Origin of the sequence: Skermanella mucosa (genome assembly GCF_016765655.2) — a bacterium.
Lineage (GTDB): Bacteria > Pseudomonadota > Alphaproteobacteria > Azospirillales > Azospirillaceae > Skermanella > Skermanella mucosa.
In genome coordinates this window covers 329,567-354,671 of record NZ_CP086106.1, presented here as the reverse complement: position 1 = coordinate 354,671, position 25,105 = coordinate 329,567, and the positions used below count along the sequence as shown (strand labels likewise).

At 68.8% G+C, this 25,105-nt stretch carries 26 protein-coding genes; 12 read left to right on the top strand and 14 right to left on the bottom strand.

Annotated features, from left to right (window positions below; translation table 11 throughout):
• Entirely contained in the window at positions 1 to 2,484 is a 2,484-nt protein-coding gene (locus JL100_RS01635; protein ID WP_228421024.1) for a sensor histidine kinase, read from the top strand.
• 124 nt (positions 2,485 to 2,608) lie between these two features.
• The gene (locus tag JL100_RS01630) at positions 2,609 to 2,815 is read left to right on the top strand and encodes a hypothetical protein (protein ID WP_158043497.1); all 207 of its coding nucleotides are present in this window, start codon (positions 2,609 to 2,611) and stop codon (positions 2,813 to 2,815) included.
• Positions 2,816 to 2,848: 33 nt separating this feature from the next.
• Here JL100_RS01630 and JL100_RS01625 read toward each other — a convergent pair whose 3' ends face one another.
• From JL100_RS01625 to JL100_RS01605, 5 genes are all read right to left on the bottom strand, one after another.
• On the bottom strand, positions 2,849 to 3,853 hold the full coding sequence (locus tag JL100_RS01625; protein WP_202683913.1) for an acyltransferase family protein: 1,005 nt from the start codon (positions 3,851 to 3,853) through the stop codon (positions 2,849 to 2,851).
• A 198-nt stretch (positions 3,854 to 4,051) separates the two neighbouring features.
• A complete protein-coding gene (locus tag JL100_RS01620; protein ID WP_202683914.1) occupies positions 4,052 to 4,246 on the bottom strand; it encodes a hypothetical protein in 195 nt (64 codons plus the stop codon).
• 54 nt (positions 4,247 to 4,300) lie between these two features.
• A complete protein-coding gene (locus JL100_RS01615; RefSeq protein ID WP_202683915.1) occupies positions 4,301 to 5,551 on the bottom strand; it encodes a class I SAM-dependent methyltransferase in 1,251 nt (416 codons plus the stop codon).
• Between the two features lie 26 nt (positions 5,552 to 5,577).
• Positions 5,578 to 6,567: an NADPH:quinone oxidoreductase family protein gene (locus JL100_RS01610; RefSeq protein WP_202683916.1), complete on the bottom strand. Its 990-nt coding sequence runs from the start codon at positions 6,565 to 6,567 to the stop codon at positions 5,578 to 5,580.
• Positions 6,568 to 6,632: 65 nt separating this feature from the next.
• The gene (locus tag JL100_RS01605; protein WP_202683917.1) at positions 6,633 to 7,736 is read right to left on the bottom strand and encodes an asparaginase; all 1,104 of its coding nucleotides are present in this window, start codon (positions 7,734 to 7,736) and stop codon (positions 6,633 to 6,635) included.
• 73 nt (positions 7,737 to 7,809) lie between these two features.
• Here JL100_RS01605 and JL100_RS01600 point away from each other — a divergent pair, with 73 nt between their 5' ends.
• Positions 7,810 to 8,343, top strand: coding sequence for an RNA methyltransferase (locus JL100_RS01600; RefSeq protein ID WP_202683918.1), 534 nt, complete (start codon positions 7,810 to 7,812; stop codon positions 8,341 to 8,343).
• Between the two features lie 212 nt (positions 8,344 to 8,555).
• The gene (locus JL100_RS01595; protein WP_202683919.1) at positions 8,556 to 9,422 is read left to right on the top strand and encodes an RpnC/YadD family protein; all 867 of its coding nucleotides are present in this window, start codon (positions 8,556 to 8,558) and stop codon (positions 9,420 to 9,422) included.
• Between the two features lie 23 nt (positions 9,423 to 9,445).
• Here JL100_RS01595 and JL100_RS01590 read toward each other — a convergent pair whose 3' ends face one another.
• Complete coding sequence (locus tag JL100_RS01590) at positions 9,446 to 10,150, bottom strand: ChrR family anti-sigma-E factor (protein WP_202683920.1); 705 nt, start codon at positions 10,148 to 10,150, stop codon at positions 9,446 to 9,448.
• Positions 10,147 to 10,734, bottom strand: a complete 588-nt coding sequence (locus JL100_RS01585; protein ID WP_202683921.1) for a sigma-70 family RNA polymerase sigma factor — start codon at positions 10,732 to 10,734, stop codon at positions 10,147 to 10,149. The genes JL100_RS01590 and JL100_RS01585 overlap by 4 nt, the downstream gene beginning before the upstream one ends.
• A 270-nt stretch (positions 10,735 to 11,004) precedes the next feature.
• Between JL100_RS01585 and JL100_RS01580 the strand changes: the two genes are divergently transcribed.
• From JL100_RS01580 to JL100_RS01565, 4 genes are all read left to right on the top strand, one after another.
• Positions 11,005 to 11,550, top strand: coding sequence for an invasion associated locus B family protein (locus tag JL100_RS01580; protein ID WP_202683922.1), 546 nt, complete (start codon positions 11,005 to 11,007; stop codon positions 11,548 to 11,550).
• Positions 11,551 to 11,615: 65 nt separating this feature from the next.
• A complete protein-coding gene (gene rlmN / locus JL100_RS01575; RefSeq protein WP_202683923.1) occupies positions 11,616 to 12,809 on the top strand; it encodes a 23S rRNA (adenine(2503)-C(2))-methyltransferase RlmN in 1,194 nt (397 codons plus the stop codon).
• A gap of 76 nt (positions 12,810 to 12,885) precedes the next feature.
• Positions 12,886 to 13,143, top strand: coding sequence for a hypothetical protein (locus tag JL100_RS01570; protein ID WP_202683924.1), 258 nt, complete (start codon positions 12,886 to 12,888; stop codon positions 13,141 to 13,143).
• 22 nt (positions 13,144 to 13,165) lie between these two features.
• Entirely contained in the window at positions 13,166 to 13,426 is a 261-nt protein-coding gene (locus tag JL100_RS01565; RefSeq protein ID WP_202683925.1) for a hypothetical protein, read from the top strand.
• Here JL100_RS01565 and JL100_RS01560 read toward each other — a convergent pair.
• Positions 13,405 to 13,761, bottom strand: a complete 357-nt coding sequence (locus JL100_RS01560; protein WP_202683926.1) for a hypothetical protein — start codon at positions 13,759 to 13,761, stop codon at positions 13,405 to 13,407. The two genes, JL100_RS01565 and JL100_RS01560, sit on opposite strands and share 22 nt — an antisense overlap.
• A 139-nt stretch (positions 13,762 to 13,900) precedes the next feature.
• Between JL100_RS01560 and JL100_RS01555 the strand changes: the two genes are divergently transcribed.
• Positions 13,901 to 15,112 (top strand): argininosuccinate synthase, encoded by a 1,212-nt coding sequence (locus tag JL100_RS01555; RefSeq protein WP_202683927.1) that lies wholly within the window; start codon positions 13,901 to 13,903, stop codon positions 15,110 to 15,112.
• Between the two features lie 356 nt (positions 15,113 to 15,468).
• On the opposite strand, the gene JL100_RS01550 is transcribed toward JL100_RS01555, so the two are convergent.
• Both JL100_RS01550 and modD read right to left on the bottom strand, forming a co-directional pair.
• Positions 15,469 to 16,173 (bottom strand): NnrU family protein, encoded by a 705-nt coding sequence (locus tag JL100_RS01550; RefSeq protein ID WP_202683928.1) that lies wholly within the window; start codon positions 16,171 to 16,173, stop codon positions 15,469 to 15,471.
• A gap of 10 nt (positions 16,174 to 16,183) precedes the next feature.
• The gene (gene modD / locus JL100_RS01545) at positions 16,184 to 17,032 is read right to left on the bottom strand and encodes a ModD protein (protein ID WP_323378374.1); all 849 of its coding nucleotides are present in this window, start codon (positions 17,030 to 17,032) and stop codon (positions 16,184 to 16,186) included.
• A gap of 278 nt (positions 17,033 to 17,310) precedes the next feature.
• On the opposite strand from modD, the gene JL100_RS01540 reads away from it, so the two are divergent.
• Positions 17,311 to 17,886: a type 1 glutamine amidotransferase domain-containing protein gene (locus tag JL100_RS01540; RefSeq protein WP_202683929.1), complete on the top strand. Its 576-nt coding sequence runs from the start codon at positions 17,311 to 17,313 to the stop codon at positions 17,884 to 17,886.
• A gap of 7 nt (positions 17,887 to 17,893) precedes the next feature.
• Here the strand turns inward: JL100_RS01540 and chrA are convergent, their stop codons facing one another.
• The gene (chrA, locus tag JL100_RS01535; protein WP_202683930.1) at positions 17,894 to 19,342 is read right to left on the bottom strand and encodes a chromate efflux transporter; all 1,449 of its coding nucleotides are present in this window, start codon (positions 19,340 to 19,342) and stop codon (positions 17,894 to 17,896) included.
• Between the two features lie 93 nt (positions 19,343 to 19,435).
• The gene (locus JL100_RS01530; protein ID WP_202683931.1) at positions 19,436 to 19,777 is read right to left on the bottom strand and encodes a DUF4174 domain-containing protein; all 342 of its coding nucleotides are present in this window, start codon (positions 19,775 to 19,777) and stop codon (positions 19,436 to 19,438) included.
• 169 nt (positions 19,778 to 19,946) lie between these two features.
• Between JL100_RS01530 and JL100_RS36450 the strand changes: the two genes are divergently transcribed.
• On the top strand, positions 19,947 to 20,072 hold the full coding sequence (locus JL100_RS36450; RefSeq protein WP_267133598.1) for a hypothetical protein: 126 nt from the start codon (positions 19,947 to 19,949) through the stop codon (positions 20,070 to 20,072).
• Positions 20,073 to 20,121: 49 nt separating this feature from the next.
• Here the strand turns inward: JL100_RS36450 and rpoH are convergent, their stop codons facing one another.
• Entirely contained in the window at positions 20,122 to 21,021 is a 900-nt protein-coding gene (gene rpoH, locus JL100_RS01525) for an RNA polymerase sigma factor RpoH (protein WP_202683932.1), read from the bottom strand.
• A gap of 506 nt (positions 21,022 to 21,527) precedes the next feature.
• On the opposite strand from rpoH, the gene JL100_RS01520 reads away from it, so the two are divergent.
• Positions 21,528 to 24,191, top strand: coding sequence for an HWE histidine kinase domain-containing protein (locus JL100_RS01520; RefSeq protein WP_202683933.1), 2,664 nt, complete (start codon positions 21,528 to 21,530; stop codon positions 24,189 to 24,191).
• Here JL100_RS01520 and JL100_RS01515 read toward each other — a convergent pair.
• Complete coding sequence (locus tag JL100_RS01515; protein WP_228421022.1) at positions 24,125 to 24,871, bottom strand: TenA family protein; 747 nt, start codon at positions 24,869 to 24,871, stop codon at positions 24,125 to 24,127. The genes JL100_RS01520 and JL100_RS01515 overlap by 67 nt on opposite strands.
• Positions 24,872 to 25,105: the final 234 nt, after the last annotated feature.

Here is a 25,105-nt window from a genome sequence, read left to right as displayed (position 1 = left end):
GTGGCCGAAGAACCGCCGAAACGCCGGCAGCAACGGACCGGTCCGTCCCGCCAGGCGCTGTCGACGCTGCAAGGCGCGACGGTCTTCGCCGCCGCGACCATCGGGCTGGTGGTGGTTCTGCTCGTCGTCGGCCTGTGGAAGGACCGCATGGACCGGCTGGTCCAGGTCCGGTCGGAAGCGGAGACCCGGGCGATCCTGCTGGCACAGCACGCCGACGGGGTGCTGCGCCAGGTCGACGTGGCCCTCGCCGCCGCCGCGTTCAACCTGGAGGAGCGCGCTTCGGAGGGAACCGGGACGGAGACCCGCGATCCGCTCCAGCGATTCATGGCCCGCCACCTGCCGACCGGCGGCTGCCTGGTGATCTTCGGTCCCGACGGCGCCGCGCGATCCTCCGCCTGCCCGAGGTCGGCCGACCTCGGGCTCGACGAAACCACGCTGCGCGACCATGCCGGCGGCCGGATCACCGGCAGCATGGGCCACGACCATGTGCTGGGGCTGATCGCCCTCCGCCGGTCGATACTCGACCGGCGGGGCCGATTCCTGGGCATCGCCCAGGCCAGCTTCCAGGCGGTGGCGCTGCTGGGCTACGGCCACACCGCCGGAGTCGAGCAGGTGGAAGTCCTGGCGCTGCCCGACGGCGACATCGTGGTGGGACCCTCGGACATGTTCGCCGGGCAGCGGCAGGACGTCGCGCTCGACGCCGTCACCCTGATCGGCAGCGGGATGCGGGACGCCGGCGCCATCCAGGTCGCCCAGCGGGACGGGCTGATCGCCGCGGCGGCCCAGACCCGGGTCCTGCCGCTCCTCGCGATCGCGGCGACCCGGACGGGGGAGACGCTGGCCGCCTGGTGGCGCACCGTCACGATCGCGGCCCTGATCGTCGGCATCCTGGCCGCGGGCGCGTTGCTGCTGCTGGCCCGGCTGTTCCAGATCGAGCGGTCGCGGTCGGCGGCCTTCTCGGAACTGCGGCTCAAGGACCACGCCCTGGCGCAGTCGAGCAACGGCATCCTGATCTGCCGGGCCGGCGCCGACACCCCGATCGCCTGGGTCAACCGCGCCTTCGAGCGGAACACCGGCTACGCGTCGGCCGAAGTGGTCGGAAGGAACCCCCGCTTCATGCACGGGACGGAGATCGCGCAGCCGGCGCTGGAGGAAATCCGCCGGGCGTTGCGCGACAGCAGCCCCGTGGTCGCGACGGTGCGCAATTTCCGCAAGGACGGGTCGCTGTTCTACAATCAGGTCAGCATCGCGCCGGTCTGCGACGACGATGGCCGGCTGACCCATTTCATCGGCATCCAGCACGACGTGACCGACCGCATCCTGGCCGAACGGGCGCTGGAGGACCGGGCCCGGTTCGAGCATACCCTGCTCGACACCATTCCCCTGCCGGTCTTCTTCAAGGACATGAACGGCGTCTATCTCGGCGCCAACCGGGCGTTCGAGCAGGCCCTCGGCCTGGAACGGGGCGGCATCAAGGGACTGCGCGTCACCGACATCGCCGATCCCGAGATCGCGGAGGTCTATGCCAAGGTGGACCGCGACCTGCGCATGCACGGCGGCTCCCGGACCTTCGAGACCAAGGTCCGCTACGCCGACGGCAGCCTCCGCGCCGCCGTGATCAGCAAGGCTGTGTTCCTCAACGCGGCCTCCCAGCGGGCCGGAATCATCGGCGTGTTCAGCGACATCGACGAGATCCGCCGGCGCGAGGCCGAACTGGCGAGCCTGGTCGACCAGCGCGACCGGGAACGGGCCCGCGCCGAGGAGGCAAACCGGGCGAAATCCAACTTCCTGGCCTGCATGAGCCACGAACTCCGGACGCCGCTCAACGCGATCCTGGGCTTTTCCGAGATCATCCGGGAGCGCACCTTCGGCGACGACCTCGACCGCTACGCCGAATATGCCGGCGACATCCACGCCAGCGGCGAGCACCTCCTGTCGCTGATCAACGACATCCTGGACTTGTCCAAGATCGAGGCCGGCAAGCTCGAACTGGCCCCGGACTCCCTGCCGATCGGGCCGGTGGTGAACTCGGTGATCAAGCTTGTGCGCCAGCGGGCGGAGGATCACGGCCACTCGCTCCGCGTCGATCTCGGCGACGCCGCGGAGGAACCGCTCTACGCGGACGAGCGGGCGGTCAAGCAGATCCTGTTCAACCTGCTGTCGAACGCCATCAAGTTCACCCCGGACCGCGGCCGGATCGACCTGGCCTGCCGGCGGGGAGCGGGCGGCTACGTGGAGCTCTCCGTCTCCGACACCGGAATCGGCATTCCCGCGGACCGGCTGCTGGCGGTGCTGCAGCCGTTCGAACGGATCGACAGCGCCTATACCCGCGGGCAGGAGGGGACCGGGCTGGGCCTGTCCCTGGTCGATTCCCTGGTCAAGGGGCATGGCGGCACCGTGGCCATCGACAGCACGGTCGACGTGGGAACCTGCGTCCGCATAACGCTGCCGACCGTCAAGCGGGCCGCCGGCATGGCGGCGTGACGAACGGGAGACAACGGCTAACCTTAACGGATAGTCGCACCCCGATCGCGCCTGTGATAAATAGTGGATGCCCGGCGCGATGCCGGGCACGGAACCAAGCGAATAGGGTCAGCAGATCATGTCCATGGGACTGTCGGACATCGGCAAGGCGATGAGCCCGGTCAGGGCCAGCTATCAGGCGCGCGTCCAGTCGCAGAACGCGGTGACCGAGGAAGTCGTCCAGAAGAACGAGAGCCGGCAGAACCAGACGCCGCAGCTGATGAGCTCCTCGTTCGAAATCTCGAACCAGGGATTGCGCAGCCGCGGCGGTCGGATCGACATCCAGGTCTGACCCGCCCCCCCGTCGCGGCGGGCGCCCGTCACCTCATTTCGCGTTCCTCAGGTGTACGCCGCGCATCAGGTGCGCCGAACCGTCGCTCCTTCCGACATCACGGGGTTTCTTCCGGGCGCGTTTCGGCCAGGAGAACAGCCAGTGCAGGCCCAGCCGGTTGATCACCTCGATGGCCACCAGCGTCCCGATGAAGCCGATGGTCCCGAGCACCGTGAACAGCAGCATCCCCTGGTCCGGCGGGATGATCCTCTTCAGCACTACCACGGCCACCGCCAGGATGATCCAGTGCAGGATATAGGCCGGCAGCGAATTCCGGCCGATGTGGCGGAACAGCGCCGAGAACGGCTTGTCGCCGATTCGCCCGGCCAGCAGGATCATGATGCCGATGCCGCCCACGGCCAGCGGAATGCTGGGTATCCGGTACCGCAGATCGGTTTCCAGCAGAAGGACGGTGGCCGGCATGCCGATGGTCAGCACGGCCATGACGGCCACGATCGTGCGGTTGGCCAGCAGCCTGGAGATCAGATCCTCCCTCTGGACGGCATAGTCGCCCAGCGCGAAGAATCCCAGCAGGAACAGGAACCGGTCGAGATACCAGAAATCCACCAGCCCCGACGCCGCCAGGGCCACCGCCGCGACGACCAGGCGCGAGACCCGCTGCAGTGCCAGCATGATCATGTAGAACAGGAACAGGTTGTGGAGAAACCACATGTGTCCCTGCGGCGCATAAGGGATCATCAGCAGCTCGCTCCAGGAGTGGGGCGTGCCGGAGAACGGGGCCGCGACCACCCAGAGGGAGACGTAGACCGTCGACCACAGGACATAGGGATAGAGGATGTTCCTCGTCTTCCCCGCCAGATACTCCGGGGCACCCTTGCGCAGCGACGGGCTGAGCAGCATGCCCGACAGGAACACCATCAGCGGCATGCGCAACGGGTTGAAGATGAGCGACAGGGTCGCGATCCATTGGGGAACGCTGTCGGAATTCAGCATGGCGTGATAGAGCGCGTGGTCGAAGATGACGAGGACGATTGCCATTCCGCGCAGCGTATCCATCCAGCCGATCCGGGCTTTGCTCCCGGACGGCCCGCCCGTGCCGTGCCTTGATGAATCGGAAATTGGCAGCAACACCATGAAGTGATCTCACGAGAACCGGAGCGTGTCGCAAGGACACCGCAGAAGCACGGACTCCCCGGGCAGGAGTCCGTTTCAAGGAAAGCCGGGTTATCGTGAGGATCAGGGCGGTGACGATTTGACGCAGCGTTGGCCCCGAACGGCCATGATCGTGCCGCCGTCGCGGCGTGCCGCCGGGATGAAGCCAAGGAGGACCGCCGCGATCCGGATCAGGACGACGGTCGTGTCAACGCCGCCGGAGGCGTCCTGTCCGGCACTCCAGGGTGCGGCCGTTGTCTGAAGGATGGTAGTCCACATGCCGTCCTCGCATTCCGGCATCGGTGCCGTAGATGCTCAGTAATACTGAACGCCTTACGCGGCCCCATGTTGCCGGCGGAGCAGGAGTTTGTTCATCCCATTCAGAACCGTGTACAGATCGGTGAATTGTGCAAGAAAAGCCGGAATGGTCAAGCTTGGTTCAACTTTTCCAAGTGCTTCATAAAGCTTACCCACGCTGGTGCGGCCGTCGATCCGGGCCAGCAGCGGACCGGCAAGCCGGGGCATCGGCAGGTTCACCGGCATCCCCCCGAGGTCGGCGCGCAATCCGGCTCCGGGCTTGAGGCCCCGGGCGATGGCGGCGCCGTCGAGGTCCCGCAGCACCGGCACCATGTCCAGGTCGTCGGGCGACGCCACCGCGCCGGCCGCGTCTTCCGGCCGCACCAGGTAGCACACATGTTTCGCCATGCTGCCCGAAAGCTGCTCGGCCAGGGCGGCCCGCGCCACCACGCCGAGACCGTCCAGGCGCCGCCGGACGCGGGGATCGGCGATGTAGCGCGCGGGATCGTAGCGCGCCGGCTCGATGAAGGCGGTGATGGCGAGCCCGCATCGCGACGCCAGGTCCGCCAGCTCCGGCACCGTATAGGCGCGGTCGCGGCTGTGCAGCAGCAGATCGTAGAGGCCGGCGTCGGACTCCTGGTGGTCGCCGATGAAGGGGTTGCGCTTCAGCCAGTTGGTCGGCGGCAGGGTCTTGAGCAGCCGTTTGGCCAGATCGACCCGCTCGGCGTCGGGCAGCCCGTCCGCCAGGGTCCGCAGGGCGTCCTGCAGCGGATAGACCCCTGTCCGCCCGAAGGTGCCGTAGACCATCAGCCCGATGCCGCCGCCGGGCGCCAGCGCGGACAGCAGGGACCGGAGCCCCGCCGCGGGGTCCTCCAGATGGTGCAGCACGCCGCAGCAGTCGATGTAGTCGAAGTTCCCCAGCCCCTCCAGGTCGAGCAGCGACCCGCTCCGGAAGCGGATGCTGGCCAGCCCCCGCGCTGCGGCGCGCCGTTCCGCGATGGCCCGGGACGCGTCGGACAGGTCGAGATAGGTGATCTCGGCCGCCAGCCCGGCGTCGGCCGCCTGCTGGGCCAGCATGATCGTGCCGTCGCCGGTCCCGCCCCCGGCGAACAGCACGCGGAACGGCGCCGCCCCGCCGGGGCTCCCGCCGAGACGGCCGCCGAAGACATAGTGGTTCACCTCGTCCAGGTGCCCCGGCGACCCGGTCAGCAGGCGTTTGGCCTCGTCGCGGGGATCGCGCGCGGGATAGGGATAGGCCTCGTACTGGGCGCGCAGGCGGTCGGACATCGAATTCGGTTCCAAGCAGGTCCGGTTCAGTCTCGCCCGGGGATCGAGAGGACCACCTTGCCGGTCGAGCGCCGCTCGATCAGCAGCCGCATCGCCTCCCCGTTCTCCTCGATCGGCAGCCGGTGCGAGATGTGCGGCCGGATCCGCCCCTCCTCGAACCACCGGAACAGGGTGCGGAAGCTCTCGGCGACGGTGGCGGGCGCGTGTTGGCGATAGGCACCCCAGTGGACGCCCACCGCGGCGCAGTTCTTGACCAGCAGGATATTGGCCGGGATCTGCGGGATGCGCCCTTCGGCGAACCCGATCACCAGCAGCCGCCCGCCCCAGGCGATGCAGCGCAGGCTGGCGTCGAACACGTCGCCTCCGACCGGATCGAAGATCACGTCGGCCCCGGCCCCGCCGGTCAGCTCCTTGACCCTGGCCCGGATATCCTCGGCGCGGTAATCGATCAGGTGGTCGGCGCCGCGCCCGGACGCGACCGCCAGCTTCTCGGCCGATCCGGCAGAGGCGATCACGGTGGCGCCCATGGCCTTGCCGATCTCGACGGCGGTCAGCCCGACGCCCCCGGCGGCGCCGTGGACCACCAGCGTCTCCCCCGGCTTCAGCCCGGCCCGCTCCCACAGCGCCACGTGCGAGGTGCCGTAGGCGATCGGGAAGCCGGCCGCCGTCTCGAAATCCATCGAGTCCGGGATGGGGAACACGTCGGCGGCCCGCGCCACCGCCCGCTCGGCGTAGCCGCCATGGTCGAGCAGCGCCATCACCCGGTCGCCCGGCCGGACCGAGGTCACGCCGGACCCCACCTCCTCGACGATCCCGGCGACCTCCAGCCCCGGCGAGAACGGGAACTCCGGCTTGACCTGATACTTGCCGCGGATCATCAGCGTGTCGGCGAAATTGATGCCCGCCGCCCTGACGACGATCCGGACCTGGCCCGCCCCCGGCGCCCCGGGCTCCGCGACCTCTTCCAGGACCAGGCTCTCCGGCCCGCCCCACTCCCGGCACACCACGGCACGCATCGGCTCCCCTCCTCGATCCTTATTTCGCGGCCGGACTATATAGTCCCCGTCCGGCCCGGCCAACATTACTCGGGCCAGCCGGCCGCCGGGCGGATCTCCCCGACCGCGAGGCCGACGCGGTTGGTGATCTCGGGATGGGTCACCCCGGCCAGTTCCCGCCAGCGGGCCTCGGTCAGCACCTTGCACTGGCGCAGCAGGGCCGCCATGGCGATCCCGGCGGCCCGGGTGGCGCCGTCCTCGATCTTGACCGCGATGCCCAGGCCCAGCTTGGGCAGGACGGCGCACATCACGCCCTCGGCACCGATCTTGACCAGCGCCTCGCCGGCGGTCGCCTCCATCATGCGGGTATCGAACGTGCCGCGCCCGCCGACCAGATAGGGATGGGTCCCCCAGGCGTGCCGGATGCGGGCGACCGCCTCGGCCCTGCGGTCCGGCAGTTCGCGCGGGTCGGCGAGCCGGGCCATCGCCAGCGCCAGCGACCCCAGCGGGATCGCGATGGTCGGGATGCCGCAGCCGTCGACGCCCCAGGGCGCCGCCGACAGGTCGCGCGCCGTCATCTGCTCCAGCACGCCCAGGATGCGCTGCTGCACCGGGTGGTCGAAGCGGATGTACCCCTTGGTCGGCTCGCCCTTGTGCCGGGCGGTGGAGAGCATGCCGGCATGCTTGCCCGAGCAGTTGTTGTGGACCGTCCCGGGAGCGTCGCCCGCCCGGATCAGGGCGTGGGCGGTCTCCTCGTCGTACGGCAGGTGGGTGCCGCATTCCAGGTCGGCGGGCCCGCAGCCGATCCGTTCCAGCCAGGCGGCGACCAGCCTGGTGTGGCGTTCCTCGCCGTTGTGGGAGGCGCAGGCCAGCGCCAGCTCCTCGTCGGAGATGCCGAACGCCTCGGCGGCGCCGCTCTCGACCAGCGGGATCGCCTGGAGCGACTTGATGGCGGACCGCGCATAGACCGGCTTCTCGAAATCGCCCCAGTGGGCGACCACGTGCCCCTCGGCATCGACGACGGCGGCGATGCCGCGGTGGCGGGACTCGACGATGCCGCCGCGCGTCACCTCGACCAGGACCGGCGTCTCGGCGGCGCCCAGCTCGGCATGCCCTTCCAGGGGACCGGACACCTCCTGTCCATGGGTGTGGCCATGTCCGCGACAGGCGTGGCCGTTGTGATCGCTCATGGGAATTCCATCCGACGGTGCTTCAGAACGCGTGATACTTGCCCCGGCGAAGGCGTCGGTGCAAGGTGCGCTCATGCGTGGATATTTTGCAATCGGGGTAGAGGGCGTCAGCAAGGCCTTCAACGTGGGCAACCTTGTCAGGTCGGCCCATGCCTTCGGCGCCAGTTTCGCCTTCACCATCGACGCCCGGCTGGACAAGCGCCAGCTCCGCGTCTCCGACACTTCCGATGCCGGCAGCCACCTGCCGCTCTACCACTATCCCGACCTGGGATCGCTGGACCTGCCCCAGGGCTGCGCACTGATCGGCGTCGAGCTGCTGGACCGCTCGATCGACCTCCCCAGCTTTCGCCACCCGCTTCGCGCCGCCTACGTGTTCGGTCCCGAACGCGGGAACCTGTCTCCGGAACTGGTCGAGCGCTGCGAGTTCGTAGTCAGGATCCCGACCCGCTTCTGCATCAATGTCGGCGTCGCCGGCGCCCTGGTCATGTACGACCGCATGATCAGCCTGGGCCGCTTCGCCGAGCGCCCGGTCCGCGCCGGCGGCCCGACCGAGGCGGTCCCCGAACATGTCCACGGCGAGCAGATCTACCGGACCCGCAAGGAATAGGGCCGCGGATGCACGCAGATAAGCACAGATGAGTTCCGGCCTCGGGCACGCTCGCTGCCCGCCGGCGCTGATCCAGGATTCTTAATCTGGGTGCATCTGCGGCCAAAATTGGAAAGCCCGCCCCGCGTCACCGCACCGCATGGACCGACGCGTGCAGAACCGCGATGGATTGCCCGCCGGGCATGCCCCGGCATGCGGCAAGGGGCGGGGGCATGGCGAACACCTACGACGCGACGATCAAGGAATTGGTCTGGGCCGGCGCCCCGGCCCTGCTGAGGATGCTGGCCGGCGACCGGGTCGCCAGCTTCCTGTCGGCCGAGTTCTCCACGGTGCGCCAGCGCCGCCCGGACATGGTCGCCGAGCTGGATGGCGGCGGCCTCTTCCACATGGAATTCCAGGTCGGCCGCGAGGACATGCTCTGGCGCATGCTGGAATACTACGCCCTGATCTCCCGGCACCATGGCGGCGCCCCGGTGACCCAGCTGGTGCTCCATCTCGGCGAGCGCGGCGAGGACGGCCCGCCCGGCATCCGCCATCCCAACCTGAACTTCCGCTACGAGGTGCGCTACATCGCCGACCTCGACGCCGGGCCGCTGCTCGACAGCCCGGCGCCGGAGGACGCGGTGCTGGCAATCCTGTGCCGATGCGACGATATTAGGGAGCGCGTGCGCCGCATCCTCGCCCGCCTCGCCCCGCTGCCCCGGCGCGAGCGCGCGGACGCCGCGGCCAAGCTGCTGATCCTGTCCCAGTTGCGCAGGGCGACCCCGGTCGTCAAGGAGGAGTTGGAGACCATGGCGATCCAGTTCAACATCAAGGAACACCCCTACCTCAGCGAGATCTTCGCCCAGGGCCTGGAGGAGGGCAGGGCCGAGGGCAGAGAAGAGGGCGAGGCCAAGGGCCGGGCGGAAGCGCTCCTCCGGCTGATCGAGCGCCGCCATGTCGCGGTGTCCGAGGAGATCGGACGCCGCATCCGCGCGGCGACGGTCGCCGAACTCGACCGCTGGCTGGACGCCGTCATCGACGCGCCGACCCTCACCGCCGCCGACCTCGACGCCATCCTGGCCCAGCCGCACCACTGAGCTTCGATCCCCGCGGCGCCGGGTCAGAACCTCACGAACGGGTTCAGGAGGCGCATCAGCGGGCCGGTCAGCCGGAGCGGAGCGTCGGTCAGGGTGACGCAGACGCAGTCCGCGCCCTCGTCGGCGACCGGCTTGTGGTCCACCTCGGCGTCGGAACACGCGATGTCGCCGCGCCGGTAATGCCCCGAGCCATCGCTGAAGCCTCCCTCCAGGACCAGGGTCAGCTCGGTCCCCTCATGGGTGTGCTGCGGCACCGCGACGCCGCCCTTGATCCGCATCAGCCGCGCCTTGATCCGCCCGCGGCCGGCCGATACGACCGGTATGTCGTACAGATCGATGCCGCGAATCAGCCGCTTCCACCGCACCGCGTCCAGGTCGCCCCCGACATAGTCGCGCAGCGGCCTGGGCAGCACCGGATCGGAAAGGCGGGCGGGTTCGGCAGTTCCGGCAGGCGCCGGCCGGCCGGCTTCTTCGCGGTCCAGCCGCGCCATCAGGGCCGGCAGCGCGTCCGATGCCATGGGAGCCGGCTCGACATCGTCGAGCAGCGCGCCGCCGACCGCTTCGAACAGGGCGACGGCGTCGCGGCACGCGGGGCAGAGCGCCAGGTGGGTGGCCACCACGAGGCCGGTCGCCTCGTCCAGGGATCCGGCCGCGTAGCCGGCCAGCAGCGCGTCGTCGGGGTGATGAGCCGGCGGATGCCGGACCGGTTTTCGGAGGACCGGGATCATCGCCCGCCCTCCAGTTCCCGGCGCAGGCGGCCCATGGCGAGGCGCAGCCGCGACTTGACGGTCCCGAGCGGCAGGCCGCGCGTCTCGGCGATCGCGGCGTGGGGCTGGTCCTCGAAATAGGCCAGCCGCAGCAGGTCCGCCTGCTCGGCCGGCAGTCTCAGGATGGCGGCCCGCAGGCGCGCGGTGTCCTCGACCGATTCGATGGCCCGGTCGGCGCTCGGCGGCGCGTCGGGGACTATGGCGGGAACCAGGGCCGGGTCGCCGGGATCGATCTCGGGCCGGCGCTCCCGCCGGATGGCGTCTATCCGCTTGTTGCGGGCGATGGTGAAGATCCAGGTGGCGGCACCGGAACGGGCCGGATCGAAGGCCTCGGCACGGCGCCAGACCAGCAGCATGACCTCCTGCGCGAGCTCGTCGGCCTGGGACGGCCCGGCGCCGAGCCGCTGCAGGTAGCCCTTGACCTTGGGCGCGATCCTGTGGAACAGCTCGGAAAACGCCTTCCGGTCCCGGTCGCACGCGACGGCGACCAGAAGATCGTCAAGCGACCGCTCCTGGGCGGCGGCAAGGGGCGGAATATCCGGCATTCCCCTATTGAAGGTGAATACCCGCCCCAGGACAAGCCCGCAGATGGCCCAGGGTGCCCCGCCCATCGGCGTCGTCCGCAATGAAGATGCGCAGTCCATGGGAACTTCTACGCGCGACCTACTGGGCCGGATCACCCGGTTAACGGAAATTTTTCCAACACCTGCGCACAAGAGTGGTTACTACGGTTAATTTGGGCGCTACGGGCGCTGGAAATCCTCCCTCAACCTGTATAGTGTGGCGCCATGCCGATACCATTTCGCACCTGCACAATGATCAGCCTCATCCCATTCTTCCGGTCAGCCGGCCTCCTCCCGGCCCTCTGCCTCGCCCTCGCGACGCTCGCCTCCGGAACCACGGCCACCGCCGCGGAACCGCAGTTGATCGGCTCGTTCAACGACTGGAACGCGTTCTCGTACGACGAGAGCGGCCAGAAGGTCTGCTACATGTCGAGCCGGCCGAAGAAGGACGAGGGGAATTACAAGCAGCGCGGCGACATCTACGTGCTGATCACGCACCGTCCGGCGGAAAAGAGCCTGGACGTGGTCAGCGTGACCACCGGTTACACCTACAAGGAAAAGAGCGAGACCATCGTCTCGATCGGCAACCAGAACTTCCGCCTGTTCACCGACGGCGACACCGCCTGGGCGCGCGACGAGAAGACGGACCGGGCGCTGGTCGACGCGATCCGCAGCGGGTCGGCCATGGTCATCAAGGGCACGTCCAACCGCGGCACGGCGACCACCGACACCTACAGCCTGTCCGGCACCTCGGCCGCCTACGAGGCGATCAGCAAGGCGTGCAACGTCAAGCGCTGATTCGGGAGGCCTGCCGGCCCATACAGCATTTGACACCGCTGGGCCGAAGCCCCATGTAGCGCCGCATGGGCGTTTCAAGTCATGCAAGCATGTTCGCGCCGCCGGCCCCCAGGGCCGACGGGCGCCGTAATCTGATCGGGCTCGACCGCGTCGAGCTGGCCGCCGAGCTGGACGCGCTCGGCCTGCCGGCTTTCCGCGCGCGCCAGATCTGGCACTGGATCTATCATCGCGGCGCCACGTCGTTCGACGTGATGACGACGCTGGCGAAGCCCGTGCGCGAGCAGCTGGAGGAACATTTCCTCATCGACCGGCCCGAGGTCACCCGCGACCTCAAATCGTCGGACGGCACGGCCAAGTGGCTGCTGCGCATGGCCGACGGCCAGCAGTTCGAGACCGTCCACATACCGGAGGAGGACCGCGGCACCTTGTGCGTGTCGTCCCAGGTAGGCTGCACGCTGACCTGCCGGTTCTGCCACACGGGGACCCAGCGGCTGGTCCGCAACCTGGAACCGTCGGAGATCGTCGGGCAGGTCATGCACGCCCGGGACCGGCTGGGCGAGTGGCCGGCGCCCAAGGACGGGCGCATGCTGTCCAACATCGTGATGATGGGCATGGGCGAGCCTCTTTATAACTACGACAACGTCGCCAAGGCGCTGAAGATCGTCATGGACGGCGAAGGCATCGCGATCTCCAAGCGCAGGATCACGCTCTCGACCTCCGGCGTCGTGCCGATGATGCGGCGCTGCGGCGAGGAATTGAACGTCAACCTCGCCGTCAGCCTCCACGCCGTCACCGACGAGCTGCGCGACCGCATCGTCCCGCTGAACCGGAAATACCCGATCGCCGAGCTGCTGGACGCCTGCCGGACCTATCCCGGCATCAACAACGCCCGCCGGATCACCTTCGAGTACGTGATGCTGAAGGGCGTCAACGACAGCCTGGCGGACGCGAAGGAGTTGGTGCGGCTGCTCGACGGCATCCCGTCCAAGATCAACCTGATCCCGTTCAACCCGTGGCCCGGCGCCCCGTTCGAGCGCTCGACCGACGCCGCGATCCGCAAGTTCGGCGACTACGTCAACAATGCCGGCTATGCCAGCCCCGTGCGGACCCCGCGCGGCGAGGACATCATGGCGGCCTGCGGCCAGCTGAAGTCGGACAGCGTCAAGCAGCGCGCGTCGGACCGGCTGGCGGAAGAGGCGGCGGCCCGCGCCGCCGTCGCCCTGGCGGTGGCCGAGAAGGAAGCGGCCCTTTCCCTCTAGGGGGTTTTGCCCTAGATCAACGCCGGACACCGCCCCGGACACTGCCGCCGGGCAGGCCACCGCTGGAATCATCGCCGTGCAGTACTTTCTCGATCCGTTCTGGTTCAACCTGGCGCTCAGCGCGGCGGTGCTGTGGCCGCTGTGGCGGATCTTCCGCCGGGCCGGGCTCAATCCCGTCTGGTCGCTGCTGATCTTCGTGTCGGTCGCGATCCCGCTGCTGGGCCAGTTGCTGGTGCTGCTGGTGCTGTTCCATTCCAAATGGCCGACCCTGCCGCCCAAGCCGCCGGCCCAGCCGCGCAAGAAGCCCCGCACGGTCCAGCGGGCCAAGGCATGAAGCGCATGAAGGAGATGCCGGCATGGGCAATCTGAGCGAGACGGTGACGTTCTTCCGCGACGTCGATCCCAACGTGTCGCTGATCGTCATCGGCATCATGCTGACCTGGACCCTGGCCGCCGGCTCGTTCCTGCTGGCCCGGCTCGGCATCAAGCCGCTCTGGGTCCTGCTGCTGGTGGTGCCCGGCCTCAACGTGCTGGCGATCTGGCTGTTCGCCTATGTCCGCTGGCCCCGCTACGAGGAAGCCCGGCGCAAGGCGCTTCAGCCCGGCGGATCGCCCTGATCGGTCCGGTCGCCGCCGGTCCCATGGGCGGTCCCATGGCCGGCCCCGTAGCTGGTCCATGACCCGTGCGGCGTGCGGGTGCTCCGGGCGCCGTCGCCCCGGCGTGTCGCCCGGTCGTCCACCGCGTCGTCATAGCCGCGCCGGTTGCTGTAGAAGACCAGGAACATCAGCCCTCCCCCCAGCGCCAGGGTGCCCAGCCCGCCCAGCAGCAGGGCCAGCAGCCCGTGGCCGCTGATCGCGACCTCGGCGCCGTCCAGGTTCCAGCCCGCGAAGCCGAAGACGAGGGCCGCCGCGAGCAGAGCGACCAGCACGGCGATGACGAGGAAGGTCTTCATTCCCGTTCAACCGCTCCGGGGCGGGGATTGTTCCGGCCGTCCCGTTCCGGTTCCCGTGACCGCGGGCGGTCTTGCGGGCCGCCGCGGTTGGCCCTAATGTCGCGCCGGCTTTCTACCCTCGGACTGTACGGGCACCCTCATGAGCGGCGACATCAAGAAAATCGTGCTGGCCTATTCCGGCGGCCTCGATACCTCCGTCATCCTGCGCTGGCTGCAGGAGACCTACCGCTGCGAGGTGGTGACCTTCACCGCCGACATCGGCCAGGGCGAGGAGCTGGAGCCCGCCCGCAAGAAGGCCGAGATGATGGGCGTCCAGCAGATCTACATCGACGACCTGCGCGAGGAGTTCGTGCGCGACTTCGTCTTCCCGATGTTCCGCGCCAACACCCTGTACGAGGGGACCTACCTGCTCGGCACCTCGATCGCCCGGCCGCTGATCGCCAAGCGCCAGATCGAGATCGCCAACGAGGTCGGCGCCGACGCCGTCGCCCACGGCGCCACCGGCAAGGGCAACGACCAGGTCCGGTTCGAGCTGGGCTACTACGCCCTCAAGCCCGACATCAAGGTGATCGCCCCCTGGCGCCAGTGGGACCTGAACAGCCGCACCAAGCTGCTGGACTACGCCGAGCAGCACCAGATCCCCATCGCCAAGGACAAGCGCGGCGAGGCGCCCTACTCCACCGACGCCAACCTGCTGCACATCTCCTACGAGGGCAAGGCGCTGGAGGACCCCTGGGTCGAGCCGGACGAGGACATGTTCACCCGCTCGGTCGCCCCGGAGAAGGCCCCGGACACCCCGACCTATGTCGAGATCGAGTTCAGGCACGGCGACGCCGTGGCGGTCGACGGCACCGCCCTGTCCCCGGCGCAGGTGCTGACCCGGCTGAACGAGCTGGGCGGGCAGAACGGCATCGGCCGCCTGGACCTGGTGGAGAACCGCTTCGTCGGCATGAAGAGCCGCGGCGTCTACGAGACCCCCGGCGGCACCATCCTGCTGGCCGCCCACCGCGGCATCGAGAGCATCACCCTCGACCGGGGCGCCATGCACCTCAAGGACGACATGATGCCCCGCTACGCGGAGCTGATCTACAATGGCTTCTGGTTCAGCCCGGAGCGCCTGGCGATCCAGGCCCTGATCGACAAGACCCAGGAGCAGGTCAATGGCACGGTCCGCCTCAAGCTGTTCAAGGGCCAGGCCAGCGTGGTCGGCCGCAAGTCCCCCAACTCGCTCTACCGCCTGGACTACGTCACCTTCGAGGCCGACTCCGTCTACAACCAGAAAGATGCGGAAGGCTTCATCAAGCTGAACGCGCTGCGGCTCCGCCTGGGCGCCATGGCGAAGGGCGTCTGAGGCGCCCGGGGAGTTCGACGGATGTCCTGGCGCAAATGGCCGCGGCCGGCGGAAGCGCTTCGCCGCTTGGTCCGGCAAAAGCGGGAGGAAAGGACTCTCGCACTTTACGGCACCATCGATTGGGACGGCGACCTGGAGCAAAGCCGCCTTTGCCGCGGGACCGCCGATCGATCGTGGCCGACACGAGAGTCTTGATCGATCCTTCCTCGCCAAAAAGCACTTTGCTCATCTCGGCCTCTACGATTTCCAGTATTCCGGCTGGGCATTTCATTCCATGCGTTGGGCCGTGGCCCAACGCATCGCAGAAGATGAGTGAAGGAATCATCCGTTCCGGCCGGAATACTGGCGGCCCGCCCTCAGATCGGCGGCAGCGGCGACACGCCGAACAGCCAGGCGTGGCCGTGCAGGAACCCCGCGTAAAGCGCCAGCGCCACGACCAGCCGGATCCAGCCGATCTCGCGGACGGTGGCGGCGAGGTTCTGGCGGCCCTGGACGATCGCGGCGAAGGGGACGTTGGAACTCAGCTCGGTCCAGCGCTCCCACGTCAGCCCCCGGCGCACAGCGTTCTTGGTGTCGATCAGGACCGAGCCCAGCAGCGCCAGCACCGCCAGGGTCCCGAAGAACAGCAGGGAGGCCCAGTCGCCGTTCGGTATCATGTGCGACACCGCCCACAGCCCGATCCCCCACATCACCGGATTGCGGGTGATGCGCAGCACGCCGCGCGGCCCCAGTTCCTTCTCCAGCAAGGCGCCCTGCCCGACCGCCGTCGGGTTCGGCGTGCTGACCCCGCCGACCAGCAGCAGGAACGCCACCGGCATCAGGACCAGCGGGAAGAACCACATCCAGGCCGACGGGAACCACACCGGCTCGTAGGGAGCGGCGGCATAGGCCCGGACCAGCCAGACGATGGCCCCCAGCGCCACGATCGAATAGACGGCGGTATAGGCCCGCTCGCCGATCCGCCGGACCAGCGCGGCGCGCGCACCGGTGCTGGAGACGCCGAAATGGCTCGCCAGCAGGAAGGCGGCGGCGAGCGCCAGCCAGCCGAAACCGCCGGTCATGGATCAACCCTCATGAAGCATCTCCGGATCTGGTGATGACGACCTGCACGTCGGCCGGCCCGGCGAAATAGGGCGCCGAGGTCACCAGCACGGCGCAGCCGGTCGCGGCATAGGCCGCGGCATTGGCCTCGGTGATGCCGCCCGCCGCCGCGACCAGCGGAACCGGGTCCAGCCCGGCCACCCGGCGCACGACCTCGGCGACCGCGTCGGGCGCCAGCTTCTCCAGCTGAAGCACGTCGGCCCCGGCCTCCGCCGCGGCGACGGCATCGGCGGCCGAGGCGACCTCGACCACCAGCTTCCGCTCGGGATGCCGGCGCTTCAGGCCCTGGAAATCCGCCGCGCCGTCCAGGAAGACCCTGTGCTCGGGAAACACCAGCATCGTCTCCGACAATCCCAGCCGGTGCATCTGGGCACCGCCGGCCAGCACCGCCTTGACGCTGACCTCCTTGGTGCCGGGAAAATTCTTGCGGGTGCAGGCGACCGCCATGCCGGGGGATGCCGCCCGCGCCGCCTCGACGATCCGCCGAGTCCGCGTCGCGATGCCCGAGGCATATTCCACCAGCGTCTGGGCCACCTTCCAGGCCAGGTGGATGCCGCCGGCCGGCCCCTCCCCTTCCAGGAAGACCGTGCCCGCCGCGATCCGCTCGCCGCTCCCGTGGCGCAGGGATGCCCGGACGCCGCAGCGCTCCAGCAGGCGGGCGGCCTCCTCGGCGCAGCACAGCACCATGTCGGAGCGGGCGGCGAAGGTGATCCGGCCGGGGCGCGACCCGATGCCCAGGGCATGGGTGGTCAGGTCGCCCGCCGGCGCATCCTGGGCCAGCAGCGCGTCCAGCGCGCCGTCGCCGATCGGCAGCATCATGACGTCCCGCACCCTCCCGAAACCCATCCGGCTGAATCGGGCGGGATGGTAGCTTCGGCTTCCCGACAATGCACCTGCCCGTCTGGCCTTGGGCGGCGAATCGGACGACCTGATCCATTTTTGCACTTCCCCCGGGGTTGATTGGAACGGGATAGACGCCAAGTCTGTTGTCAGCGACGTCATGCAGAAGCGTGACCCGAACCCCTTTAATTCGCTCTGCGGATACCAAGTAATTTCCCGGGGCGATGAAGATCCTGTATTTACTCTGGAGGAATGAAATGCCGAAGTCCATTGAAGGCCGCACGGTCGCTATTCTGGCCACCCATGGCTTCGAGCAGGCTGAACTGGTCGAACCGCAAAAAGCACTGAAGGAAGCCGGTGCCACCGTTCATGTGGTTTCCCCGGAACAGGGCACGATCCGCGGCTACCGCCATTTGGACAAGGGCGACGAGGTCGGCGTGGACCGCCTGCTCGACGATGCGCGGCCCGACGACTACGACGCGCTCGTGATCCCCGGCGGCCTGTTCAATCCTGACGAGCTGCGCACCAACGAGGCGGCGCTCCGGTTCGTCCGTGCCTTCTTCACCGTCGGCAAGCCGGTCGGCGCCATCTGCCACGGCCCTCAGGTCCTGATCAGCGCCGATCTGGTCAAGGGCCGCACGCTCACCGCCGTCGCGCCGATCCGCAAGGATCTGGCCAATGCCGGGGCGAACGTCCTGGACGAAGAGGTGGTGACCGACAAGGGTCTCGTGACCAGCCGCACGCCGAAGGACCTGCCGGCCTTCTGCGCCAAGCTGATCGAGGAGATCGCCGAGGGCCGCCACCGCGATCAGGCCAAGGCCGCCGCCGAATAAGGCTGTCTTACCCGACCAGGTGCAGGAGCAGCCCGGCGGCGGCGCACGCGCCGATCACCGTCAGCACTCCGGCCTTGAAGCGGAACACCGCGACAAGGGCGGCGGCGCTCAGCAGCAGCGCCGCCGCGTCGACGGAGGCCGGGACCGGCCAGTCCACGGTCATCCCGGCCACCCGGACCTCCCGCACTTCCCGGAACAGGACGTGCAAGGCGAACCAGATCGCCAGGTTCAGGATCACCCCGACCACCGCGGCGGTGATCGCGCCCAGCGCGGCGCCCAGGGCCCGGTTGCCGCGCAGCTTCTCGACGAAGGGCGCTCCCAGGAAGATCCACAGGAAGCAGGGCACGAAGGTGACCCAGGTGGCCAGCAGCCCGGCCAGCACGCCGGCCAGCATCGGCGGCAGGCTTCCCGGATCGCGGAACGCGCCCATGAATCCCACGAACTGGAGCACCATGATCAGCGGCCCCGGCGTGGTCTCCGCCATGCCCAGCCCGTCCAGCATCTCCCCTGGCCGCAGCCAGCCATAGGTCTCCACCGCCTGCTGGGCGACATAGGCCAGCACGGCGTAGGCGCCGCCGAAGGTGACCACCGCCATCTTGGAGAAGAACAGCGCGATCCGGGTGAACACGTCGTCCCACCCCAACGCAAGCCCCAGCGCCAGGATCGGGCCGAGCCACAGGGCGAGGCACACGGCGGCGACCTTCAGCGACCACGCCAGGGTCGGCCGGGCATGGGCCGGGATCTCCTCGCCCAGCAGCGACTCGGCATCGGCGACCGTCCTCCCCCCGGCAGAGGCATGGCCGCCTCCTCCGCCCGCGAAGGCTTTCCACCCGAAATGCCCGCCCGCCAGGCCGATCAGCCCCGCCCCCAGCACGATCAGCGGGAACGGCACGTCGAACAGGAAGATGGCCGCGAACGCCGCCGCCGCGATGCCCAGCGCCGCCCCGTTCCTCAGCGCCCTGCCGCCCAGCCGGACCACCGCCTGGAGCACGATCGCCAGCACCGCCGCCTTCAGGCCGAAGAACACCGCCGCGACCAGCGGCACCGTGCCGAATCCGGCATAGATCACGCTCAGCGCCATGATCGAGACGACGCCGGGCAGCACGAACAGGATGCCGGCGATCAGCCCGCCCGCCGTCCTGTGCATCAGCCAGCCGATATAGACGGTGAGCTGCTGGGCCTCCGGCCCGGGCAGCAGCATGCAATAGTTGAGGGCGTGCAGGAACCGGGTCTCGCCGATCCAGCGCAGCTCCTCGACCAGGATCCTGTGCATCAACGCTATCTGCCCGGCCGGCCCGCCGAAGCTCAGCAGGCCGATCCGCAGCCAGACGCGGAACGCCGTTCCCAGGCCGACGCCATGGCCGGCACCGCCCGCACCATTGCCCGTACCGTTGCCCCTACCATCGGACGTGCCGGGCCGCGGCGGACCGGAGCGGTCGGCGGGGATGTCTGTCATGTCGGGAAGCCCTTGCCCCGGTTGTCGCCCGCCGGGACCCTAAGCCGGAGTCCCGCCCCGGAGCAACAGTCCCGCGGCGGGGCACCGCCGAATTCAGTCGCCCCGCTCCATCTCGTCCTGACGCATCGGCATCGAATCGATGGTGGAGAACAGCTCCCCAGCCAGGATCGGCTCGCTCCGGCGCAGCTTCTCGGTACCGTCCTTGCCGATCAGGATCGCGGTGAACCCTTCGGCCGGCGCGCCGTAGCGCTCCCGGAAACCCGCCGCTTCCGGGTCGCCCGCCGGCAGCGCCCGCACGATCAGGTCGCGGTCGGCGAAATCGTCCTTGTTGTCGGCGGCGCTGGTCAGCTGGTGCTGGACCTGGGGATCCTCGGGCGAGGGGCCGAAGACCAGCAGGACGCGGTTCTTCCCGCGATAGACGTCCAGGGAAACCATGGGAGAACTCCTAGGGCTGTCGATTCATGTGTCGAACCCCGTCAACACTCGGCCCCCGGGTCGCGTGCCGCGACTTTCCGCCGATTGCCGCGATCGCATTTGAGGCATATGATCGGAATCACGGCAGGCGCATCCGCACCCGCCGCGTCATCCGGGGAGCAGACAGTCCATGAAAGCCTTCGTTCTCGGCGTCTTCACCGCCGTCGTGCTGGCCGTCGGGGCGGCCGTCGTCCTGCAGAACTACGTCCAGCAACCGGCGTTCCAGGCCTTCACCACCTCTTCGGTCCGCGTCTGACCGGGAGGCCGGTCTCCTTGCCCATTGCCCGTATCCCTTGAGGTACGGGTCAGCCCGCGGCCAGCATCGGCTGGCCCGCGGGCTTGCGCAGGGCCTGGGCGGCGTTCAGCACCGCCTTCTGAAGTTTCTCGAACGCCCGCGCCTCGATCTGCCGGATCCGCTCGCGCGACACGGCGTAGCGCTCGCCCAGCACCTCCAGCGTGGCCGGCTCTTCCGCCAGCCGGCGTTCCAGCAGGATCTGCCGCTCGCGGTCGTTCAGCTTCTCCAGGGCCTGGCCCAGCAGGCGCCGCCTCAGCGCAAGCTCGTCGGCCTCCGCGACCACCGATTCCTGGGTCGGCCGGTCGTCCGACAGCAGGTCCAGCCAGTCGGTGTCGCCTTCCGCCCCCACGGCCGCGTTCAGCGAACTGTCGCCCATGGTCAGCCGGCGGTTCATCTCGACCACCTCCGTCTCCGGCACGTCCAGCTCGGTCGCGATGGTGGTGACCGTGGCCGGCGACAGGTCGCCCTGCTCCAGTTCCTCCATCCGGCCCTTCAGGCGGCGCAGGTTGAAGAAAAGCTTCTTCTGGGCGGCCGTGGTGCCCATCTTGACCATTGACCAGTTGTGCAAGATGTATTCCTGGATCGCCGCGCGGATCCACCAGATCGCGTAGGTCGCGAATCGGAAGCCGCGGTCGGGGTCGAACTTCTGGGCCGCCTGCATCAGGCCCACGTTGCCCTCGGCGATCAGCTCTGACGCGGGCAGGCCGTAACCGGCGAAACCGCGCGCGATCTTGATCACCAGACGCAGGTGGCTGCCCGTCAGCAGGCGCAGGGCTTCCTCGTCGCCGCGCTCGCGCCAGGCGACCGCCAAGTCCCGCTCCTGCTCGGGGTTCAGCATGGGAAAGCGTTTCGCTTCGTCCAGGTAGCGGCCCATGCCGCCGCCGGCCTGCGCGATATTCAACAATGTCATTCGTCGAGCCTCCTCTTCGTCGACATGTCCCACCCTGACGTAACCCGCCCGACACGACAAAATCGCCCCGCCCCGATGGTGATTCTGAAAATCACCCCGTGCTGGGTCGATGCGCGCCAAACCGGTATAGGTCGGGATTTCCGGGAAAGTCCGTCGATCCAATACGGCTCATCAAGAGCCTCGACGAACAGACTGAAGATAAGATTTCCTGACCGGTTTTCAAGTGCTTAGGCCCGGTGACTCGGACCGGCATCGCATATTGACCAAGGACCATCGACCCCGTTGATAACAGATCTATAACACGGAAGACAGCGATTCGGCCCACTTCATGGCTGGATTGAAAAAATCGCGTCCTCGGTAACAAATCCACATCTGCCCTGCCTTAAGCCACACGCCGGATGGGCTCTTCGGCCTCTTGGCGAACGCCGCCGCCGTGCAGTGACGACCTTGCTTTCTTGAAGATTTTGAAAGCATTCCGGGATCTGATAACTTGGTTTTGTGACCCTATGGCTCCGTCGATGGTGACCGTGGTGAATGTTTATTTCGAGGGCAAGGAAATGATCGGATCAAGTCCATCGTTCGGAACGGTGGATCTGACGAACTGCGATCGCGAGCCGATCGAGATCCCGGGATCGATCCAGCCCCACGGGGTTCTGGTCGTCCTTCACCCCGAAACCCTGTGCATCCTCCAGGCCGCCGGCCCGACCGAAGCCCTGCTCGGCACCGCTCCGGGCGATCTCGCCGGCATTCCCTTCGGTTCGCTGGTGAACGCCGACGCGATCGGGGTGATCCGCGATATCCTGGCGAGGGCGACCCGCGTCCCCCGGTCGGAGAACCTGTTCAGCTTCGAGCTGGCCGCCGCCGGCCGCCGATTCGACGCCTCGGTCCATGCCGGGGAAGCCGGCCTGGTCGTGGAGCTTGAGCCGGTCGACGGGTCCGCACCCCTGCCTCCCGGCGGCCCGCTCGGGCTGGTGCAGTCGATGATGGGCGCGGTTCAGGGTGCCGCCACGCTCCGCGATTTCTGCCGGGGCGCCGCGGAGGAGGTGCGGCGGGTGACCGGGTTCGCCCGCGTCATGATCTACCGCTTCGACCAGGACGGCAGCGGCCATGTCTTCGCCGAGAGCCGGCGCGACGGCATCGGTTCCTACCTGGACCTGCACTATCCCGCCTCGGACATTCCGGCCCAGGCGCGCGAGCTGTACCGCCGGAACTGGCTGCGCCTGATCCCCGACGCGCGCTACCGGCCGACTCCCCTGGTCCCGCCGCTCAGCCCCCTGACCGGCCGGCCGGTCAACCTGTCGCACTGCGCGCTCCGCAGCGTCTCGCCCCTGCATCTGGAATATCTCGCCAACATGAACGTGCGGGCTTCCATGTCGCTCTCGATCCTGCACGGCGACCGGCTGTGGGGGCTGGTCGCCTGCCACCACGACGAGCCGCGCTATCTGGCCCACGGCGTCCGGGCCGCCTGCGAATTGTTCGCCCAGATGTTCTCCTTCCAGCTGGAGGCCAAGCTCAAGGCCGAGACGCTGGAGGACTCCATGCGCATGCGCGACGTCCACGACCGGCTGGTCGGCGTGATCTCGCGCGCGCCCGACCTGGCCGAAGGTCTGATCCGCCACAGGCCGAACCTCCAGGATTACGTGCCCTGCTCCGGCGTGGCGCTGTGGCTCGACGGCCGCTTCTCCTCGATCGGCACCACCCCGGACGAGGCGACCGTCAGGGATCTGGCGGACTGGCTCGGCCGGACCCGGTCGGACGGGGTGTGGGAGACCGACCGCCTCTCCGAGGTCTGGCCCGGCGGCCGCGACATACGCGGCATCGCCTCCGGCGTGCTCGTGCTCTCGGTCTCGCGGAACCCGCGCGACTATATCTTCTGGTTCCGGCCGGAAGTCGTCAGGACGGTCACCTGGGCCGGCAATCCCAACAAGCCGGTGGAGGCGACCGCCGCCGGCAGCCGGCTCTCGCCGCGCCGCTCCTTCGAGGCCTGGATGGAGGAGGTCTGCGGTCGCTCCCAACCCTGGACCGAGGCCGAGGTCGCCGCGGTCCGGACCCTGCGCATCACCCTGCTCGAAGTCGTGCTCCAGCGGGTCGACCAGATCGCGAAGGAGCGGGAGATTTCCCAGCGCCGTCAGGAGCTGCTGCTCGCGGAGCTGGACCACCGGGTCAAGAACACGCTCGCGAACATCCAGGCGCTGGTCCAGTACTCCGCCTCCGGGCATCGGGGAAGCTCCACCGCGTTGGAGGATTTCACCGCCTCCTTCGGCCAGCGCCTCCGCGCGATGGCCTATGCCCACAGCCTGCTGACCCGCAGCCGCTGGGAGGGCGCCGACCTGCGCAGCCTGCTGGAGGAGGAGATGCGCGCCCACCACGATCCCGGAGCCGCCGGCCGGCTGCGCCTCGACGGACCGCCGATCCTGCTGCGCCCCAAGGCGGCGCTGGCGCTCAGCATGGCCGTCCACGAGCTTGTCACCAACGCCGCCAAGTACGGCTCGCTCTCGACCCCCTCCGGCACCGTCGAGGTACGCTGGGCGGTGGCCGATCCCGCCGAGGCCCGCGTCTTCACGCTCGACTGGACCGAACGCGGCGGCCCCGCCGTGGCGCCCCCGGCGCGCAGCGGCTTCGGCCGCATCGTCATCGAGAAGAGCCTGGCCTACGAGGTGGACGGGACCAGCCGGCTCGACTTCGATCCCGAAGGCGTGCGCTGCCGCATCGGCATCCCGCAGGAGCACGTGATAGACGTGTCCCCGACCCCTTCGCCGCCGGATGTCGAACCGCGCGCCCCCGCCCCCGTCGCGCCCCGGCGTCCCCGCCGGATCCTGCTGGTCGAGGATTCGGCCCTGGTCGCGATGCAGGTCGAACAGATGCTCCATGCCGCCGGGTGCGAGGTGGTCGGGCCGGCCGCCCGCATCCCTGCGGCGCTCAAGCTGGCCCGGGACGAAACGGTCGACGCCGCGATCCTCGACATCGATCTCCACGGAACCCCGTCGTGGGACGTCGCCGACGCCCTGGCCGCCCGCGGCATCCCCTTCCTGCTCGCCACCGGCTTCAGCTCCGACGAGGCCTTGCCCGAACGCTTCCGCCAGGTACGCCGGCTGCTCAAGCCCTATTCGTCCGGGGACTTCGCGGAAGCGCTCGCGACCCTGCTCGTCGCGGGTCCCTGCCCGCCGTAAGCGGCGTCGAAGAACGCCTCCTCCAGCACCATCATCCGCCGGAAGCTGTCGCGCATGGCGGCCCCGGTCCCCTCGTCCGCCGCCATCCCGACCCGGTCCGTCTCCTCGCGCAGCCAGGTGACGAAGGCCTCGAATTCCGGGATCGCGTGCAGGTCGATCCACTCCGTCAGCCAGAACCGCTCCGGCCGCCGGGCCGGGCACGCCTGCGCCCAGGTCAGGTAGCTCCACTCCGCCGCGACCAGCACGGCGAGGATATGCGGATAGCTGCCGCTGCGCCCCGCCCCCTCCAGCACGGCGATGAAGTCCCGCGTCACCGGCCCCAGCTCGGGCGTCTTCCACGTCCCTTCGGGAATTCCCAGCGCCTCGAACGACCGCAGGAAGAAATCGTTCTCGTCGGCCGTGACCGCCGCCGCGAACCCGGCGAACCGCCGCTTCGACGGCATCGCCGGCGCCGCCGCGATGGCGCTTCCCAGCAGCGAGACGAAGCTGTTCACGAAGGCGTAGTCCTGCACCAGGTACCGCCCGGCGACGGCATCGTCCAGGGTATCCTCGCCCAACTCGCGGGCGAACCGGTGCGTCGTCATCCGCGTCCAGTGCGGCTCGGCCCCGCTCCTCAGCCAGTCGGTGAAACGCGCTTCGGCATCATTCTTCCTGTACTCGGCGAAACTCATGCTCGGCATGCCTTCCCTTGTCTCCCGTTTCCTCGCCGCCCACGATAGCCCGCCGGCCTCCGTCATGACACCCGTATCGGCCGGCGTCAGCAGCCGCGGGAGGACGACGGATCCCACGCCGCGACGATGAGAACGATCAGAAAGAGAAACGGGGTCAGAGAGAAACGGGGTCAGAGTTGGTTCCATCCGGCTGCCGCTCCTTAAGCCAAGACGCACCGGGAACCAGACCGCCGATACGGAGCT